The following is a 14,745-nucleotide window of genomic DNA, read 5'->3' as shown; positions in this document are numbered from 1 at the left end:
GGTGCCGCCCAGTGCCCGGTCTTGCCCTTTGCCAGACGGCGGGCTAGGCCGAGGGCGAATGACCCCGGCAGGGGGCGGCGTTAACCGGCCCCTTGCCCCTTAGAAAGCCCGGCCCATGACCGACACCTCTCAGACGATGCATAGCGGCGCGGAAACCGTGCTGGCCACGGCCAAGGCGTCACCCGCGCGGCGGGCGGTGGGGCTGTTGTCACTGGCGGGGCTGGGGCTGCTGCTGATCTATTCCGCGCTGACCCGCTCGCCCGATCCGGCCTGGCAAACTGTGTTGGTGCTGGTGGGGCTTGGTTTCATCGCGATTGCCGAGGTGATGCGCCGCGCCACCGCCAGCGCGGTGGAGCTGACCGAAGAGGCGCTGCGCGATGCCGATGGCCGGGTGATCGTCCGCATGGACGAGATCGCGCGCATCGATCAGGGCGCTTTCGCGGTCAAACCCTCGAACGGTTTCCTGCTCAAGACCAACCGCCGCGTGGCGCGGGGCTGGCGCTTGGGCCTGTGGTGGAGCCTTGGCCGCCGGATTGGCGTGGGCGGCATGACCCCGGCCAATGAAACCAAGCTCATCGCCGAGATCATCCGCGCCAAACTGGCCGAGCGTGAGGCCGCTTAACCGTCCGACCAGACCGTGCGTGGCGCATAACGCGGGCGGGTGAAGACGAAGTTGTGAATGTCGCGCCGCTCCAGCCCGGTTTTGAACAGCGGCTCGAAATCACGCCATGTCTCGACCAGCGTGACGCGTTCGTTGTTGGGCATGACGGGCAGCTTGTCATGCCAATTGCGCACATCGTCGCTGGTCAATGGCTGGACCGTTCCGCGCACTTGTGACCAATCCGCGTGGTAACGGTCGTTCGCCTGATCATACCAGATCGAACTGACCCGAAGGGCCGTTTGCCCGGTGCCGCGGGTGAGATACTCGAAAAGCTGTTGCATCCCGCGCAGATAGTCCGCGTCAATCGCCTGCGTCTCGCGCGAGATGGCATCGCCCACGGTATAGGCCGCCGTCTGGTTAAGGTTGTACATCCGGAAGGTGTCAAAGGTCGAATACATGGCCAGATAGGCCCAGAACATCAGCGGCAACATGATCACCGTCTCGACGGCGATGGAGCCGTCTTCGCGCCCTTTGAACCGGGCCAGCAAACTGCGGAAAACGCGCATCAATTCGGCTCCTGTACGAAGGCCGCGCTTGAGACCATGGAAACACGGCCCGCGCCGTCTTTCTCAAGGGCATAGCCAAGGCCGGTGGTCGGAAAGAAGGGCTCAAACCGCGCGCAGGCGCGCAGCAGCATCAACTGATGCTCGACCCCAAGGGTCCAGCCGCGCACCGGTCTGGGGTCTTCGGAAGTGTCAACGCAATCGGGCGACTGGTCGAAACTGGCGAAATTGCGCGGGTCCACGCGGATCATCTCAAGGCGCAGGGTCTCTTCGCAGTCATCCAAAAAGATCGCGGCCTCGCAGATTTTGTCCTTGATGGTCTGATGCGTCATCGGGGTATTGGTGTTCAGCCGGATGTAGCGCACCGTCATGTCGAGCCCCCGGTCAAGGAACATGTGGCGGATGGCGTAAAAGCTCATTTCGACGGACATGAGCAGGCAGCCGAAGAGCAGCGGCGACAGGATGGCGAATTCCATCAGCATGGCCGAGCCATCCTCATCGCCGCGAAACCGGCGCCATGCCTTGATGCAGCGCTGTATCATTGCGTCAGCCTCAACTGGTTGATCTGGCGGGCGATGGCCTCGAATGCGCTGACGATCTCGACCCCTTCGACGCGGAAGAAATGGCTGTCGGAGGAGGCGCAGTTCTTCATCACCGATGCGCCATGGTCGGTCACTTCAAAGCCGATCGACCAGATCACAATGCCCTTGGCCTTGGCCGCGTCGCAAATGTTGTCGAGCAGAGCGTCGGCCTGCGATGCGCTGTATTTCGTCCAGTACCAGCGGTGACGCTCGCTTGAGCGGACATTGCGGTTCAGCCACCAGTAGAAGGGATAATCGCTCCAATGGCGGTAGTGGTCCCGGTTGGCGTAGACTTGGGGGTTGATCCGGCGGGTGGTCACGTTCACCCCGTCGGTCATCAAGATCACCGTTTTCAGCGTGTCGATATCGCCGTAATCAGCCGGGCGCCCTTGGAAAGCCGCATCGCCGCCGATGGTTTGATTGATCGCGCGGAAGGACGGGTCGAGCAGGGCCACGCCCCATTTCATGCCCAGATGAATGGCGGTGTTTGCGCGGGGCTGGAAATTGGAAATCCGGGCTTTCAGCGCGGCGGCGTTCTGCGAATAGGGCGCGACTTCTTCGTAGTCCTGCTTCGGGCAGCCGGGGTTGTAGATGTTGTCATAATGGCCGGTGTTGTCGCGGTGATAGCCGTTCCAGCTATAGCCCGCCTCGAAGTGCTGCATATGCTCATAGCTGCGGGTCTGGCTGATGGCGGTGAGGTCAAACTCGCTGTCGTCGAAATCAACGCAATGGGAGAAGGAATGCAGCTGGGTGACGTTCAACTCATCCATGATGTCCTTCCCGACGTTGACCTGCGCGGTATAGGGCACGACGGAGATTGAGATCAGGTCCGCGTTCTCGGGCTTCAGCACGGTGTCGATGAAGGCGTCGCTTGCGTCATGCAGGTTGGCCATCTTGCCGTTCTCCCGCATGGAGCCGGAGATATCGAGCACCATGGAAATCTCGACTTTGTTCACCTTTTCCTCCGCCGTGGATTTGGCAGGGACATGCAGCCGGTCTTGGCCAAATTTACTCATGAACATCGTGTTGAGCGTGCGCGAGGCATCGACGGTGACGCGGCGGTAGTTCAACCCTTCGTCGACCGTCACGCTGGATACATATTCCGCCAGCCCCGCCTTGTCGAAATAATCGCGGGCCACGGCCTCGGGGCTGAGCGTTTGGTCAAGGTCAGCCGCCGCCAGCACGGCGCGGTCGGCCACGGCCTGCACCCTTGCGCGTTCGCGCTCATGGCGCATCAGGTCCACGCCGATGCCCCCCATGAGGATCATCAGCAGGATCATCAGAATGGCAAAGACCGTGACCAGCCCGTCTTCTTCGCGCGCGAAGCGGCGCAGCAGCGCGGGCAGGGGCTGCGGGGGATTTTCCGAACTGTGAGTGCTATCGCGCATCGTCATCAACCTCTCTTCCTTTGGCGTCCTGCGGGCGCCAAAGGGAATGGGCGGCATTTGCCTTGCCCTGTAGTGCTGCGGGAAAGTGTCCAGAGTTTGGCGCGTCTGGGGCAATAGGCGGCGCTTGGGGCCGGTTTTCGGGGGCGTTTCGGGCCGATTTCCACCGGGCGGGGAGGGTGGCGCGGGCCGCCCCTACCCACGGTTGATAAAGTTTCGCAAATCGCGAGGAATTGGGTCGCGCCCCGCCATGAGGCGTCCTACGGTGCGACTGCATGCCCCTAGGGCAGCCAGATGAGTCGCGCCCGCAAACAAAGGGACCGCGACCGGACAAGAAGAGGAGAGACCGATGAATCCAGCCAATGAGCCGAGTTTCCGCGACAGTGTGGACCTGATGTTCAATCGCGCGGTCGCGCTGATGGATTTGCCGCCCGGTCTCGAAGAGAAAATCCGCGTTTGCAACGCCACCTACACGGTGCGTTTCGGCGTGCGTCTGCGGGGTCGGATGCATACGTTCACCGGCTACCGTTCGGTCCATTCCGAACATATGGAGCCTGTGAAGGGCGGTATCCGCTATTCCATGGCCGTGAACCAGAACGAGGTCGAAGCGCTGGCCGCGCTGATGACCTATAAATGCGCCTTGGTAGAGGCGCCCTTCGGCGGCTCCAAAGGCGGGCTCTGCATCGATCCGCGCGACTACGATGAACATGAGCTTGAACTGATCACCCGGCGTTTCGCCTATGAGCTGATCAAACGCGACATGATCCACCCCGCGCAGAACGTGCCCGCGCCCGACATGGGCACCGGCGAGCGTGAGATGGCTTGGATCGCGGACCAGTACAAACGCATGAACACCACCGACATCAACGGTGTGGCCTGTGTCACCGGCAAGCCCATCAACGCGGGCGGCATCCAAGGCCGGACCGAGGCGACAGGCCGGGGCGTGCAATATGCGCTCCAAGCCTTCTTCCGCGATCCCGAGGGGCTGAAGAAAGCGGGCCTTTCCGGCAAGCTCGACGGCAAGCGGGTCATCATTCAGGGTCTCGGCAACGTGGGCTATCACGCCGCCAAGTTCCTCAGCGAAGAGGATGGCGCGAAGATCACCGCGATCATCGAACGCGACGGTGCGCTGCACAGCGAAGACGGGCTGAACGTCGAGGCGGTGCATAAGTGGATCGAAAAGCACGGCACGATCAAAGGCTATGCCGATGCGAAGTTCGAAGAGGATGGCGCCAAGTTTCTGGAAGCGGATTGCGATATCCTGATCCCCGCCGCGCTTGAGGGGGTGATCAACCTTACCAATGCCGAGCGTATCAAGGCGCCCCTGATCATCGAGGCCGCGAACGGTCCGGTGACCGCCGGGGCGGATGAGGTGCTGCGCAAGAAGGGCACGGTCATCGTGCCGGATATGTATGCCAACGCGGGCGGTGTGACGGTGTCTTACTTCGAGTGGGTCAAGAACCTCAGCCACATCCGCTTTGGCCGTATGCAGCGCCGCGCCGAGGAATCGCGTCACCAACTGGTGGTGGATGAGCTTGAGCGGCTGAGCGCGGACAAGCAACTGGGTTGGACGCTGAGCCCGAACTTCAAAGAGAAGTACCTGCGCGGCGCAGGCGAGTTGGAGCTGGTCCGCTCTGGCTTGGACGACACGATGCGCACGGCCTACGAGGCGATGGCGCATGTCTGGCACAGCCGCGACGATGTCGATGACCTGCGCACGGCCGCCTATCTGGTCTCGATTGAAAAGGTCGCGGCAAGCTATCACGCCAAGGGGCTTTGAGGGGGCGTATTTCCCTTTAAGTGAACGAAAAAGGGGCGCAGTGCGCCCCTTTTTGCTGACCGGGCCCACGATGGGGGCAGAGGGCGTTTTCGGTGATTGATACTTGCGCTCCAAGTTGCTTGACTGCGGCAAGACCGGGGGAGGCGAATGATGCGATTTTCAGGACTGCGGGTGTTGCGTGAAGGTTTGACCGGCAATCGCGGTTGGACGGCGCAATGGCGCGATCCAGAGCCGCAGGCGGAATATGACGCGGTGATCATCGGCGGTGGCGGGCACGGGCTAAGCACAGCCTATTACCTTGCCAAGAACCACGGCATGACGAATATCGCGGTGCTTGAAAAAGGCTACCTCGGCGGGGGAAACGTCGGGCGCAACACGACCGTGGTGCGCGGCAACTACTTCCTGCCCGGCAATTCCGAGTTCTACAGCCATTCGCTGAAGCTCTGGGAAAGTCTGTCGGAAGAGTTGAACTATAACGTGATGTTCAGCCAGCGCGGGGTGATCACGCTATTTCACTCTGACGCGCAGCGCGATGCCTCGGCCCGGCGCGGCAATGCGATGATCAACCAAGGCGACGATGCGGAACTGCTCGACCGCGAGGGTCTGCGCAAACTGCTGCCCTATCTGGATTACGACAACGGGCGCTTTCCCATCCACGGTGGGTTGCTGCACCGGCGCGGTGGCACCGCGCGCCACGATGCGGTGGCTTGGGGCTATGCCCGCGGCGCGGACCAGCGCGGTGTCGATCTGATCCAGCAATGCGAAGTCACCGGCATCGACATCGAAAACGGCCGCGTGCGCGGCGTGCAGACCACGCGCGGTGCGATCCGGGCCAAGAAGGTGGCGATCGTCACGGCAGGGCGCTCAGGGCAGGTGGCAGCGATGGCCGGGATGCGCCTGCCGATCGAGAGCCATGTTTTGCAGGCCTTCGTCTCCGAAGGGTTAAAGCCCGTGATCGATCATGTGATCAGCTTTGGCATGGGGCACTTCTATATCAGCCAGTCCGACAAGGGCGGTTTGGTCTTTGGCGGTGATCTGGATTTCTATGCCTCCTACGCGCAGCGCGGCAACCTGCCGATGATGGAACATGTGATGGAGGCGGGGATGACCCTGATGCCGATGATCGGCAAGGCCCGCGTGCTGCGCTCTTGGGGTGGGATCATGGACATGACACCCGATGGCAGCCCAATCATCGACAAGACCGAGACCGAGGGTTTGTTCGTCGACTGCGGCTGGTGCTACGGCGGCTTCAAGGCGGTGCCCGCCTCGGGCTATGCGCTGGCGCATCTGATGGCCACCGGGCAGCCCCATGAGACGGCGGCGGGCTTCAGGCTCGACCGGTTCCGTTCGGGCGAAGGTCTGATGGATGAAGAGGCCACCGGGTCTCAGCACAACTTGCACTGAGGGAGGGCCAATATGCGGATCGAATGCCCCATCTGCGGCAGCCGGGATCGGCGGGAGTTCTATTATCGCGGCGATGCCATTGCCTTGGCCCGGCCCGCGCCCGATGCCTCGGATGAGGACTGGGACGCCTATCTGCATCTGCGCGACAACCCGGCGGGAGAGACCCGCGACCTGTGGCAGCATGAGACCGGCTGCGGCGCCTGGCTCGTCGTCACCCGCGATACGGTGACCCATGCGGTGCGGGCCGTGGAATTGGCGTCGGATGTGAAAAGGGCCATGGCATGAGGATTGCAGGGCGCGGATTGATTGACCGGGAGACGCCGGTCAGCTTTACCTTCGACGGGCGGCGCTACGGCGGCTTTGCGGGCGATACGGTCGCCTCGGCCATGCTGGCGAATGGGCAGCGGTTGATGGGGCGGTCGTTCAAATATCACCGCCCGCGCGGGGTGCTGAGCGCGGGCAGCGAAGAGCCGAACGCGCTGGTGACCACCGGCGTCGGCCCCGCGTCAGAGCCCAACTTTCGCGCCACCATGCAAGAGATTTACGAAGGTTTGCAGGTGCGCAGCCAGAACGCTTGGCCGAGCCTCGATCTCGATCTCATGGCGGTGAACGATCTGGCATCGCCGTTCCTCGGGGCGGGGTTCTATTACAAGACCTTCATGTGGCCGCGACATTTTTGGCGGCGCGTTTATGAGCCGGTGATCCGCCGTGCTGCGGGTCTGGGGCGGCTGAGCGGCCAGCCCAATGCGGACGCCTATGAGAAAGCCTATGCCTTTTGCGATCTCTTGGTGATCGGTGCAGGCCCGACGGGTCTGATGGCGGCGCTGGTGGCGGCGCGGGCGGGGGCGGATGTGATCCTCGCCGACGAAGATGCGCTGATGGGCGGGCGGCTGAATGCTGAGAACGAGCGTGTGGATGGTGAGCCGGGCCATGTATGGGCGGCGGGCGTGGTCGCGGAACTCGCGGCGATGGACAATGTGCGGCTGATGCCCCGCACGACGGTGACCGGCGCCTATGACGGCGGCATGTTCGGCGCGTTGGAACGGGTCAACCAACACCGCGCGCGGCGGGGCGAGGGCGCGCCGCTTGAGTGTTTCTGGCGCATCGCAGCCAAGCAATCCATCCTCGCGGCAGGTGCTTTGGAGCTCCCCGTGGCCTTCGCCAACAACGACCGCCCGGGCATCATGACCGCGGGCGCGGTGCGCGCCTATCTCAACCGTTGGGGCGTGGCGCCGGGCAAGCAGGTCGCGGTTTTCGGCAATAACGACGACGCCCATCGCACGGCCCACGATCTGGCCGCGGCAGGCGTGCATGTGGCCGCACTGATCGACAGCCGCGAGGGGGTCAGCCGCGATGGCGCGGATTTCCCGGTGCTGAGCGGGGCGGTGGTCTGCAACACCTCGGGCGGCAAGGAGTTGGAGGCGGTGTCGATCCGCACCGCCGGGGGCGTGCATAAGATACAGGCAGATTGTCTGGCCATGTCGGGCGGCTGGAACCCCTCGCTGCATCTCACCTGCCATATGAACGGGCGACCGACATGGTCGCCTGAGATCCACGCCTTTGTGCCGACCCCCGGCGCGGTGCCGGGAATGCATGTGGCGGGTGCCTGCAACGGCAGCTTCTCGACCCACGGCTGCCTTGCGGCGGGTGTGACGGCGGCAGGGGACGCGTTGGAGGCTTTGGGCCGCAAGCCAGAGCCCATCGATCTGCCGCATGCCGATGACGCGCCCTACCGCCTTGCCCCGCTTTGGGCGGTGCCGGGCAAGGGCCGCGCTTGGCTGGATTTCCAGAACGATGTCTGTGTGAAGGATGTGCAGCAGGCGGCGGCCGAGAGCTTCCGCTCGGTTGAGCATATGAAGCGCTACACGACCCAAGGCATGGCCCCCGATCAGGGCAAGAGCTCCAACGTGGCGGCGCTGGCGGTGCTGGCCGATGCCACCGGGCGCGGCATTTCCGAGACGGGCACGACCACCTTCCGCCCGCCCTATACCCCGGTTGCGATTGCAGCGATGGGCGCGGGTGGGCAGGGCAAGGGCTTTGCGCCCGAACGGCTGACCACCAGTCATGCGGCCAGCCTTGCCATGAACGCCCCGATGGTGGAGGCGGGGCTGTGGTATCGCCCCAGCTATTTCCCGCGCGGGCAGGAGCGCAATTGGCGTCAGTCCTGCGACCGCGAGGTCGGCTTTGTCCGCAGGACGGTGGGCATCTGCGATGTCTCGACCTTGGGTAAAATCGACATTCAGGGGCCGGATGCGGCCAAGCTGCTCGATCTGGTTTATACGAACAAATTCAGCAGCTTGAAGGTCGGTAAGGTGCGCTATGGGCTGATGTTGCGCGAAGACGGTTTCGTCATGGACGATGGCACCTGCGCGCGTTTGGGTGAGACGCATTACCTGATGACCACCACCACCGGCGCTGCCGGTGAGGTGATGCGCCATTTGGAATTCGTCACGCAATGTCTGCACCCCGAATGGCAGGTGCATCTGTCCTCGGTCACCGAACAATGGGCGCAATTCGCCGTGGCAGGGCCGAAGTCTCGCGAATTGCTGAACGGGCTGCTGGAGCAGCCGATCGACAATGACAGCTTCCCCTTCATGGCCTGCGGCGATGTGCGGCTCGGCGGGGTCGCGGCGCGGCTGTTCCGCATCTCCTTCTCCGGCGAACATGCTTATGAGATCGCCGTGCCCGCGCGCTATGGCGCGGCGCTGTTCGACCTGCTCGTCGCGCGGGCCGAAGTGCTGGAGGGCGGCGCCTATGGGATGGAGGCGCTCAACGTGCTGCGGTTGGAAAAGGGCCATATCACCCATGCAGAGATCGACGGCCGCGCCACGGCAGAGGATATCGGCATGGGGAGGATGCTGTCGGATGCCAAGGATTGCATCGGCAAGACCATGTCCGAACGCCCCGGCCTGCGCGACCCAAACCGCGCGCAACTGGTCGGGCTGCGGCCCGTCGGCGCGGTGAAACAACTCACCGCAGGGGCGTTTCTGTTCGAGGCCGGGGCCGAGGCCAGCCGCGAGAATGCGCAAGGCCATACGACCTCGGTCGGCTTTTCGCCGGATGTCGGCACCTTTATCGGGCTAGGCTTCGTCACCCGGGGCCGCGCACGGCATGGGGAGGTGATGCGCATGGTTGACCATCTGCGCGAAATCGAGGCGGAGGTGGAGATCTGCGCCCCGGTCTTTGTGGACCCTGAAGGAGGGCGCGCCCGTGGTTGAATTGAAAGCGCAAACACCGTTCGGCGATCTGCTCCCGCTGCACATCGGTGAGATGACGGTGGCGGCCCGCGATCTGGGCCAGTTGACCGTGCTGGGCGTGTTTGATCCGGCGGGCCTCACCAAGGCGCTAGAGGCCGCCCATGGGGTTGCCCTGCCGGAGCCGCTTCAGAGCACCGCCAAGGGCGATGTCCAATGCCTGTGGTTTGGCCGGGAAGAGGCGCTGCTCGTCGGGCCCGCACCGGATGAGGCGCTTGCGAAACATGCAGCCCTTGTCGATGTCTCGGACGGATGGGCGGTGGCGGAATTGCAGGGGCCGGGGGCCGAGGATGTGATGGCGCGATTGGCTCCGGTGGACCTGCGCGATGCGGCGTTCAAACCCGGCCAGACCCTGCGCAGCCAGTTGCGCGACATGCCCGCCTCAATCACCCGCACTGAGACCGGTTTTCTGCTGATGGTCTATCGGTCGATGACCGCCACTTTGGTGCAGGAGTTGCGCCGCGCTATGGAAGCGGTGGCATCGCGGCGCTAGGTTGTCCGGCAGGGGCCCGAATCCCCGTTTGGCAAACAACGGAGCATAGACATGAACAAAACGATTTTCGCCGCATTGGCCGCGATCAGCATGGCGGTCTCGGGCCCGGCGCTGGCGGCCTCGAAGAAAGAGACGAGCTGCATGCATCAGGCCGCCGTGGTTGCCGCCGTGCAGCAGGCCCGCCTCGACCGCGTGAAAGAACGCCAGGTCCCCGCCGCCGTAAAGGCCAAGGCGACATGGCCCGAGAGCTTTAACACCGCGATTCCGCTGGTGACCCCTTGGGTCTACGAGATGAAGATGCGCGACGTGAAAAAGAACGATCTCGCCGCCGCGTGGAAAGAAATGTGCCTCGCCCAATAGGTTGACCAACGCCGTGCCGGGCAGGGGGCGCTGCTCGGCAACAGGGGCGTTTTACCGCCCGCTGCCGCTCTGCCTCCTCTGGACTCTGAACTGCCCCAGCCGGTATATGAAGCCATGAGCCTGCCCCCCGGATTTTTGGAAGAACTGCGTGACCGCGCCAGCCTGTCTCAGGTGGTGGGGCGCAAGGTCATATGGGACAACCGAAAGTCCAATCAGGGCAAGGGCGACATGTGGGCGCCATGCCCTTTCCATCAGGAAAAATCCGCCAGCTTTCACGTCGATGATCGCAAAGGGTTCTACTACTGCTTTGGGTGCCACGCGAAGGGGGATGCAATCTCTTTCGTGCGCGAGACCGAGAATGTGAGCTTCATGGAGGCGGTGGAGATCATCGCCCGCGAAGTCGGCATGCCGATCCCCAAGCAAGACCCCCGCGCGCAGGCCAAGGCCGACAAGCGCACGCAATTGGCTGAGGTCATGGAGCAAGCGGTGCAGTGGTTCCGCCTGCAATTGCGCACCGGGGCGGCGGGGGCGGCGCGCGATTATCTGGCCAAGCGCGGGTTGTCGGAACAGGCGCAGGCCCATTGGGAGATTGGTTTCGCCCCGAACAGTTGGCAGGGGCTTTGGGATGCGCTCAAATCAAAGGGCGTGGCGGATGAGTCGATCCTCGGCGCGGGGCTGGCGAAACCCTCTTTGAAGGGCGGCAAGCCCTATGACACGTTCCGGGGGCGTATCATGTTCCCGATCCGCGATGCGCGCGGGCGGGCGATTGCCTTTGGTGGCCGCGCGATGGACCCGGAGGATAAGGCGAAATACCTCAACTCGCCCGAGACCGAACTTTTTGACAAGGGCCGCAGCCTTTACAACGTCAAACACGCCCGCGCCGCCGCAGGACGGGGGCAGCCGCTGATTGTGGCCGAAGGCTATATGGATGTGATCGCCCTGCATGGGGCGGGGTTCGAAGGGGCCGTGGCTCCTTTGGGCACCGCGATCACCGAGAACCAATTGCAGATGTTGTGGCGTATCGCGCCTGAGCCGATCATCACGCTGGATGGCGATGCGGCGGGCCAACGCGCGGCGCTGCGCCTGATCGATCTGGCCCTGCCACTGTTGGAGGCCGGGCAGAGCCTGCGTTTCGCGGTCATGCCCGAGGGGCAGGATCCCGACGATCTGCTGCGCGCGCAGGGGGCCGGGGCCTTGCAAAAGCTCTTGGACAACGCCCTGCCCATGGTGCGCCTGCTGTGGCAGCGTGAGACCGAGGGCAAGGTTTTCGACAGCCCTGAACGCAAGGCGGCGCTGGACAAAAGCCTGCGCGAAAAGATCAAACTGATCCGCGACCCGTCGATCCGCAGCCATTATGGGCAAGAGATCAAGGATCTGCGGTGGGAGTTGTTCCGCCCGCAAAAGAAACGGCCCGAATTCCGCCCCGTCGGGGGCAAAGCGCCGGGCAAAGGCAAAGGCGGGAAGGGCGCTGCTTGGGGCGCGCCGCTGGCCCCGCTGGCCAGTACCAAAGCCTCGGCCCTCGTGGCGATGAGCGATGAGCAGGTGGGCATGCATCTGCGCGAGGCGGTGATCCTCGTGGCCCTCGTCGATTGCCCGCAGTTGGTCGAGACCTTCGAGACCGGGTTGGAGGCGATGCGCTGCGATGACCCCGATCACGCGCGGCTGCGCGACCTGCTGCTGCGCTTTGGTCACGCGGGCGAAGAGACGCTGCGCGAGGAGATTTCCTACTCCCTCGGCTGGGAGACACTTGAAAATATGAAGGGGCAACGCCACGTTGCCATCACGCCCTGCATCCGCAATCCCGGCAACGTGGACATGACCCGCCTGACCGTGGCCGAGGAACTGGCCAAGCTGGATGCCGCCCGTGGGCTGAACGAAGAGATTGCCGAAGCCGTCGAAGACCTTAGCGGCCCGGCGGATGAGGGGGTCACCTGGCGTTTGAGCGAAGCGGCCCGTGCCGCCGATCTTGCCCGCCGCAGCGCACAGGAAGAAAGCAACGGGGAATTCGACGTGGGCGACAACGGCATGACGATGGACCGCGATGAGCGCAGCGCATTGGACGCGCTGTTGGGAACGATTAAATATGACAAGTCAAAGGGCCGCGGATGAGCATCGGCGTGGCCCATTTGCAGGACTTTTTGAAAATGCTGGGCAACGGGTTTAAGAATCACCCATAACCCCGCATGATTCGGAAAACCGAATCGTCTGCGGATGATTCGCGCTGACGCGCTGAAGGAGCATGAGATGGCTGCCAAAGATACGAATGACGACGCAAAGAGCAACGATTCAGAGGCCGGCCACTCGCTCGACATGAGCCAAGCCGCCGTGAAGAAGATGATCGGTGAGGCCCGCGAGAAGGGCTATATCACCTACGATCAGCTCAACACGGTGCTGCCGCCCGATCAGGTCAGCTCGGAACAGATCGAAGACGTGATGTCGATGCTCTCGGAGATGGGCATCAACATCATCGAAGACGAGGAAGCCGAAGAGGAAGAGAACAAAGGCTCGACCGAGGTTGCGACCACTGAGTCCAACCGTGATGTGGCGCTGTCTTCGGGCACGTCCGAAAAGCTTGACCGCACCGATGACCCGGTGCGCATGTACCTGCGCGAGATGGGCAGTGTCGAACTGCTGAGCCGCGAGGGCGAGATCGCCATCGCCAAACGGATCGAAGCAGGCCGCAACACCATGATCGCGGGCCTTTGCGAAAGCCCGCTGACCTTCCAAGCGATCACCATCTGGCGTGACGAACTTCTGTCCGAAGACATTCTGCTGCGCGATGTGATCGACCTTGAAGCCACCTTTGGCACGCAGATGGGCGATGAGGAGGAGACCTCTCCGGTCGTCGCCCCTGCCGCCGGGGCCGAGACCAAGACCGAAGAGTCCAAGCCCGAATATGACGCCGACGGCAATCCGATCTCGTCGGACGACGACGATGACGAGGACGAACAGGCCAACATGAGCCTTGCGGCCATGGAAGCGGCGCTGAAGCCTCAGGTTCTCGAAGCGCTCGACATCATCGCGGATGACTATGAAAAGCTCAGCGCGATGCAGGACAGCCGGATTTCGGCCACGTTGAACGAAGACGGCTCTTTCACCAAAGAGCAGGAAGAGACCTATCAGAAGCTGCGGTCGGAAATCGTGCTTTTGGTGAACGACCTGCACCTGCACAACAACCGTATCGAAGCGTTGATCGACCAGCTTTACGGCATCAACCGCCGCATCATGCAGATCGACAGCGCCATGGTGAAGCTCGCCGACCAAGCGCGCATCAACCGCAAGGAATTCGTCGACAACTATCGTGGCTATGAGCTTGATCCCAACTGGATGGAGCGGATGGCTGAGAAGTCCGGTCGGGGCTGGCAGATGTTCATCGAACGCTCATCCGAAAAGGTCGAAGAACTGCGTGCCGACATGGCGCAGGTTGGCCAATATGTCGGCCTCGACATCTCGGAATTCCGCCGCATCGTGCAGCAGGTCCAGAAGGGTGAGAAAGAAGCCCGTCAGGCCAAGAAAGAAATGGTCGAGGCGAACCTGCGCCTCGTCATCTCCATCGCCAAAAAGTACACGAACCGCGGGCTGCAGTTCCTGGATCTTATTCAGGAAGGCAACATCGGCCTGATGAAGGCCGTCGATAAGTTCGAGTATCGTCGCGGCTACAAGTTCAGCACCTACGCGACTTGGTGGATCCGTCAGGCGATCACCCGTTCGATTGCTGACCAAGCGCGCACTATCCGCATCCCGGTGCATATGATCGAGACGATCAACAAGCTGGTCCGCACCGGTCGCCAGATGCTGCACGAAATTGGCCGCGAGCCGACGCCGGAGGAACTGGCCGAGAAGCTGCAAATGCCGCTCGAGAAGGTCCGCAAGGTGATGAAGATCGCCAAGGAGCCGATCAGCCTTGAGACGCCCATCGGCGACGAGGAAGACAGCCAGCTGGGTGACTTCATTGAGGACAAGAATGCCGTGCTGCCGCTCGACAGTGCCATTCAGGAAAACCTCAAGGAGACCACGACGCGGGTGCTCTCCTCGCTCACCCCGCGCGAGGAACGCGTGCTGCGAATGCGTTTCGGTATCGGCATGAACACCGATCACACGCTCGAAGAGGTCGGCCAGCAATTCTCGGTCACGCGCGAACGTATTCGCCAGATCGAAGCCAAGGCATTGCGCAAGCTCAAACATCCGAGCCGCTCGCGCAAGCTGCGCAGCTTCCTTGATCAATAAGCCAAAACGCGGTCCCGGTGGCCGCGTTTTCTTTTGCGGGGCGAGTCTTTGACCTGCCGCCCGCGCCGCTTACATCAAGGGGGTATCCCAAGAAGGT

The 14,745-nt window shown here is 62.9% G+C and carries 12 protein-coding genes; 9 read left to right on the top strand and 3 right to left on the bottom strand.

Annotated features, from left to right (window positions below; genetic code table 11):
- The first annotated feature begins 115 nt into the window (after positions 1-115).
- Positions 116-622, top strand: a complete 507-nt coding sequence (locus J7392_RS21385; RefSeq protein WP_209219335.1) for a hypothetical protein — start codon at positions 116-118, stop codon at positions 620-622.
- Here J7392_RS21385 and J7392_RS21380 read toward each other — a convergent pair.
- The 3 genes from J7392_RS21380 to J7392_RS21370 are packed head-to-tail and all read right to left on the bottom strand — an operon-like array spanning position 619 to position 3,139.
- The gene (locus J7392_RS21380) at positions 619-1,167 is read right to left on the bottom strand and encodes a hypothetical protein (protein ID WP_209219334.1); all 549 of its coding nucleotides are present in this window, start codon (positions 1,165-1,167) and stop codon (positions 619-621) included. The two genes, J7392_RS21385 and J7392_RS21380, sit on opposite strands and share 4 nt — an antisense overlap.
- Entirely contained in the window at positions 1,167-1,706 is a 540-nt protein-coding gene (locus J7392_RS21375; RefSeq protein WP_168612391.1) for a pilus assembly protein, read from the bottom strand. Before J7392_RS21375 ends, J7392_RS21380 begins: the two co-directional genes overlap by 1 nt.
- A complete protein-coding gene (locus tag J7392_RS21370; RefSeq protein ID WP_247744699.1) occupies positions 1,703-3,139 on the bottom strand; it encodes a Tad domain-containing protein in 1,437 nt (478 codons plus the stop codon). Before J7392_RS21370 ends, J7392_RS21375 begins: the two co-directional genes overlap by 4 nt.
- Before the next feature lie 340 nt (positions 3,140-3,479).
- Between J7392_RS21370 and J7392_RS21365 the strand changes: the two genes are divergently transcribed.
- The 8 genes from J7392_RS21365 (at position 3,480) to rpoD (ending at position 14,648) form a co-directional block, all read left to right on the top strand.
- Positions 3,480-4,910: a Glu/Leu/Phe/Val dehydrogenase gene (locus tag J7392_RS21365; protein ID WP_209219333.1), complete on the top strand. Its 1,431-nt coding sequence runs from the start codon at positions 3,480-3,482 to the stop codon at positions 4,908-4,910.
- A 150-nt stretch (positions 4,911-5,060) separates the two neighbouring features.
- Positions 5,061-6,314, top strand: a complete 1,254-nt coding sequence (locus J7392_RS21360) for a sarcosine oxidase subunit beta family protein (protein WP_209219332.1) — start codon at positions 5,061-5,063, stop codon at positions 6,312-6,314.
- A 12-nt stretch (positions 6,315-6,326) separates the two neighbouring features.
- Positions 6,327-6,599, top strand: coding sequence for a sarcosine oxidase subunit delta (locus J7392_RS21355; RefSeq protein WP_067264779.1), 273 nt, complete (start codon positions 6,327-6,329; stop codon positions 6,597-6,599).
- Complete coding sequence (locus J7392_RS21350) at positions 6,596-9,532, top strand: sarcosine oxidase subunit alpha family protein (protein WP_209219331.1); 2,937 nt, start codon at positions 6,596-6,598, stop codon at positions 9,530-9,532. Before J7392_RS21355 ends, J7392_RS21350 begins: the two co-directional genes overlap by 4 nt.
- The gene (locus J7392_RS21345; RefSeq protein ID WP_209219330.1) at positions 9,525-10,061 is read left to right on the top strand and encodes a sarcosine oxidase subunit gamma; all 537 of its coding nucleotides are present in this window, start codon (positions 9,525-9,527) and stop codon (positions 10,059-10,061) included. Before J7392_RS21350 ends, J7392_RS21345 begins: the two co-directional genes overlap by 8 nt.
- A gap of 51 nt (positions 10,062-10,112) precedes the next feature.
- The gene (locus J7392_RS21340; protein WP_209219329.1) at positions 10,113-10,421 is read left to right on the top strand and encodes a hypothetical protein; all 309 of its coding nucleotides are present in this window, start codon (positions 10,113-10,115) and stop codon (positions 10,419-10,421) included.
- A gap of 114 nt (positions 10,422-10,535) precedes the next feature.
- Positions 10,536-12,530 (top strand): DNA primase, encoded by a 1,995-nt coding sequence (gene dnaG, locus J7392_RS21335; protein WP_209219328.1) that lies wholly within the window; start codon positions 10,536-10,538, stop codon positions 12,528-12,530.
- Between the two features lie 135 nt (positions 12,531-12,665).
- Entirely contained in the window at positions 12,666-14,648 is a 1,983-nt protein-coding gene (gene rpoD / locus J7392_RS21330) for an RNA polymerase sigma factor RpoD (RefSeq protein WP_067264850.1), read from the top strand.
- Positions 14,649-14,745: the final 97 nt, after the last annotated feature.

Source organism: Sulfitobacter sp. R18_1 (assembly GCF_017743915.1).
GTDB lineage: Bacteria > Pseudomonadota > Alphaproteobacteria > Rhodobacterales > Rhodobacteraceae > Sulfitobacter > Sulfitobacter faviae.
Note: the sequence above shows the minus strand (reverse complement) of the source record. Positions and strands in the feature narration are given on the sequence as shown.

Excerpts from the sequence above, each read along its gene's own strand:
- rpoD (WP_067264850.1), top strand. The coding sequence starts at position 12,666 with ATGGCTGCCAAAGATACGAATGACGACGCAAAGAGCAACGATTCAGAG.
- J7392_RS21350 (WP_209219331.1), top strand. The coding sequence starts at position 6,596 with ATGAGGATTGCAGGGCGCGGATTGATTGACCGGGAGACGCCGGTCAGC.
- J7392_RS21385 (WP_209219335.1), top strand. The coding sequence starts at position 116 with ATGACCGACACCTCTCAGACGATGCATAGCGGCGCGGAAACCGTGCTG.
- J7392_RS21370 (WP_247744699.1), bottom strand. The coding sequence starts at position 3,139 with ATGACGATGCGCGATAGCACTCACAGTTCGGAAAATCCCCCGCAGCCC.
- dnaG (WP_209219328.1), top strand. The coding sequence starts at position 10,536 with ATGAGCCTGCCCCCCGGATTTTTGGAAGAACTGCGTGACCGCGCCAGC.
- J7392_RS21365 (WP_209219333.1), top strand. The coding sequence starts at position 3,480 with ATGAATCCAGCCAATGAGCCGAGTTTCCGCGACAGTGTGGACCTGATG.
- J7392_RS21380 (WP_209219334.1), bottom strand. The coding sequence starts at position 1,167 with ATGCGCGTTTTCCGCAGTTTGCTGGCCCGGTTCAAAGGGCGCGAAGAC.
- J7392_RS21360 (WP_209219332.1), top strand. The coding sequence starts at position 5,061 with ATGCGATTTTCAGGACTGCGGGTGTTGCGTGAAGGTTTGACCGGCAAT.
- J7392_RS21340 (WP_209219329.1), top strand. The coding sequence starts at position 10,113 with ATGAACAAAACGATTTTCGCCGCATTGGCCGCGATCAGCATGGCGGTC.
- J7392_RS21375 (WP_168612391.1), bottom strand. The coding sequence starts at position 1,706 with ATGATACAGCGCTGCATCAAGGCATGGCGCCGGTTTCGCGGCGATGAG.
- J7392_RS21355 (WP_067264779.1), top strand. The coding sequence starts at position 6,327 with ATGCGGATCGAATGCCCCATCTGCGGCAGCCGGGATCGGCGGGAGTTC.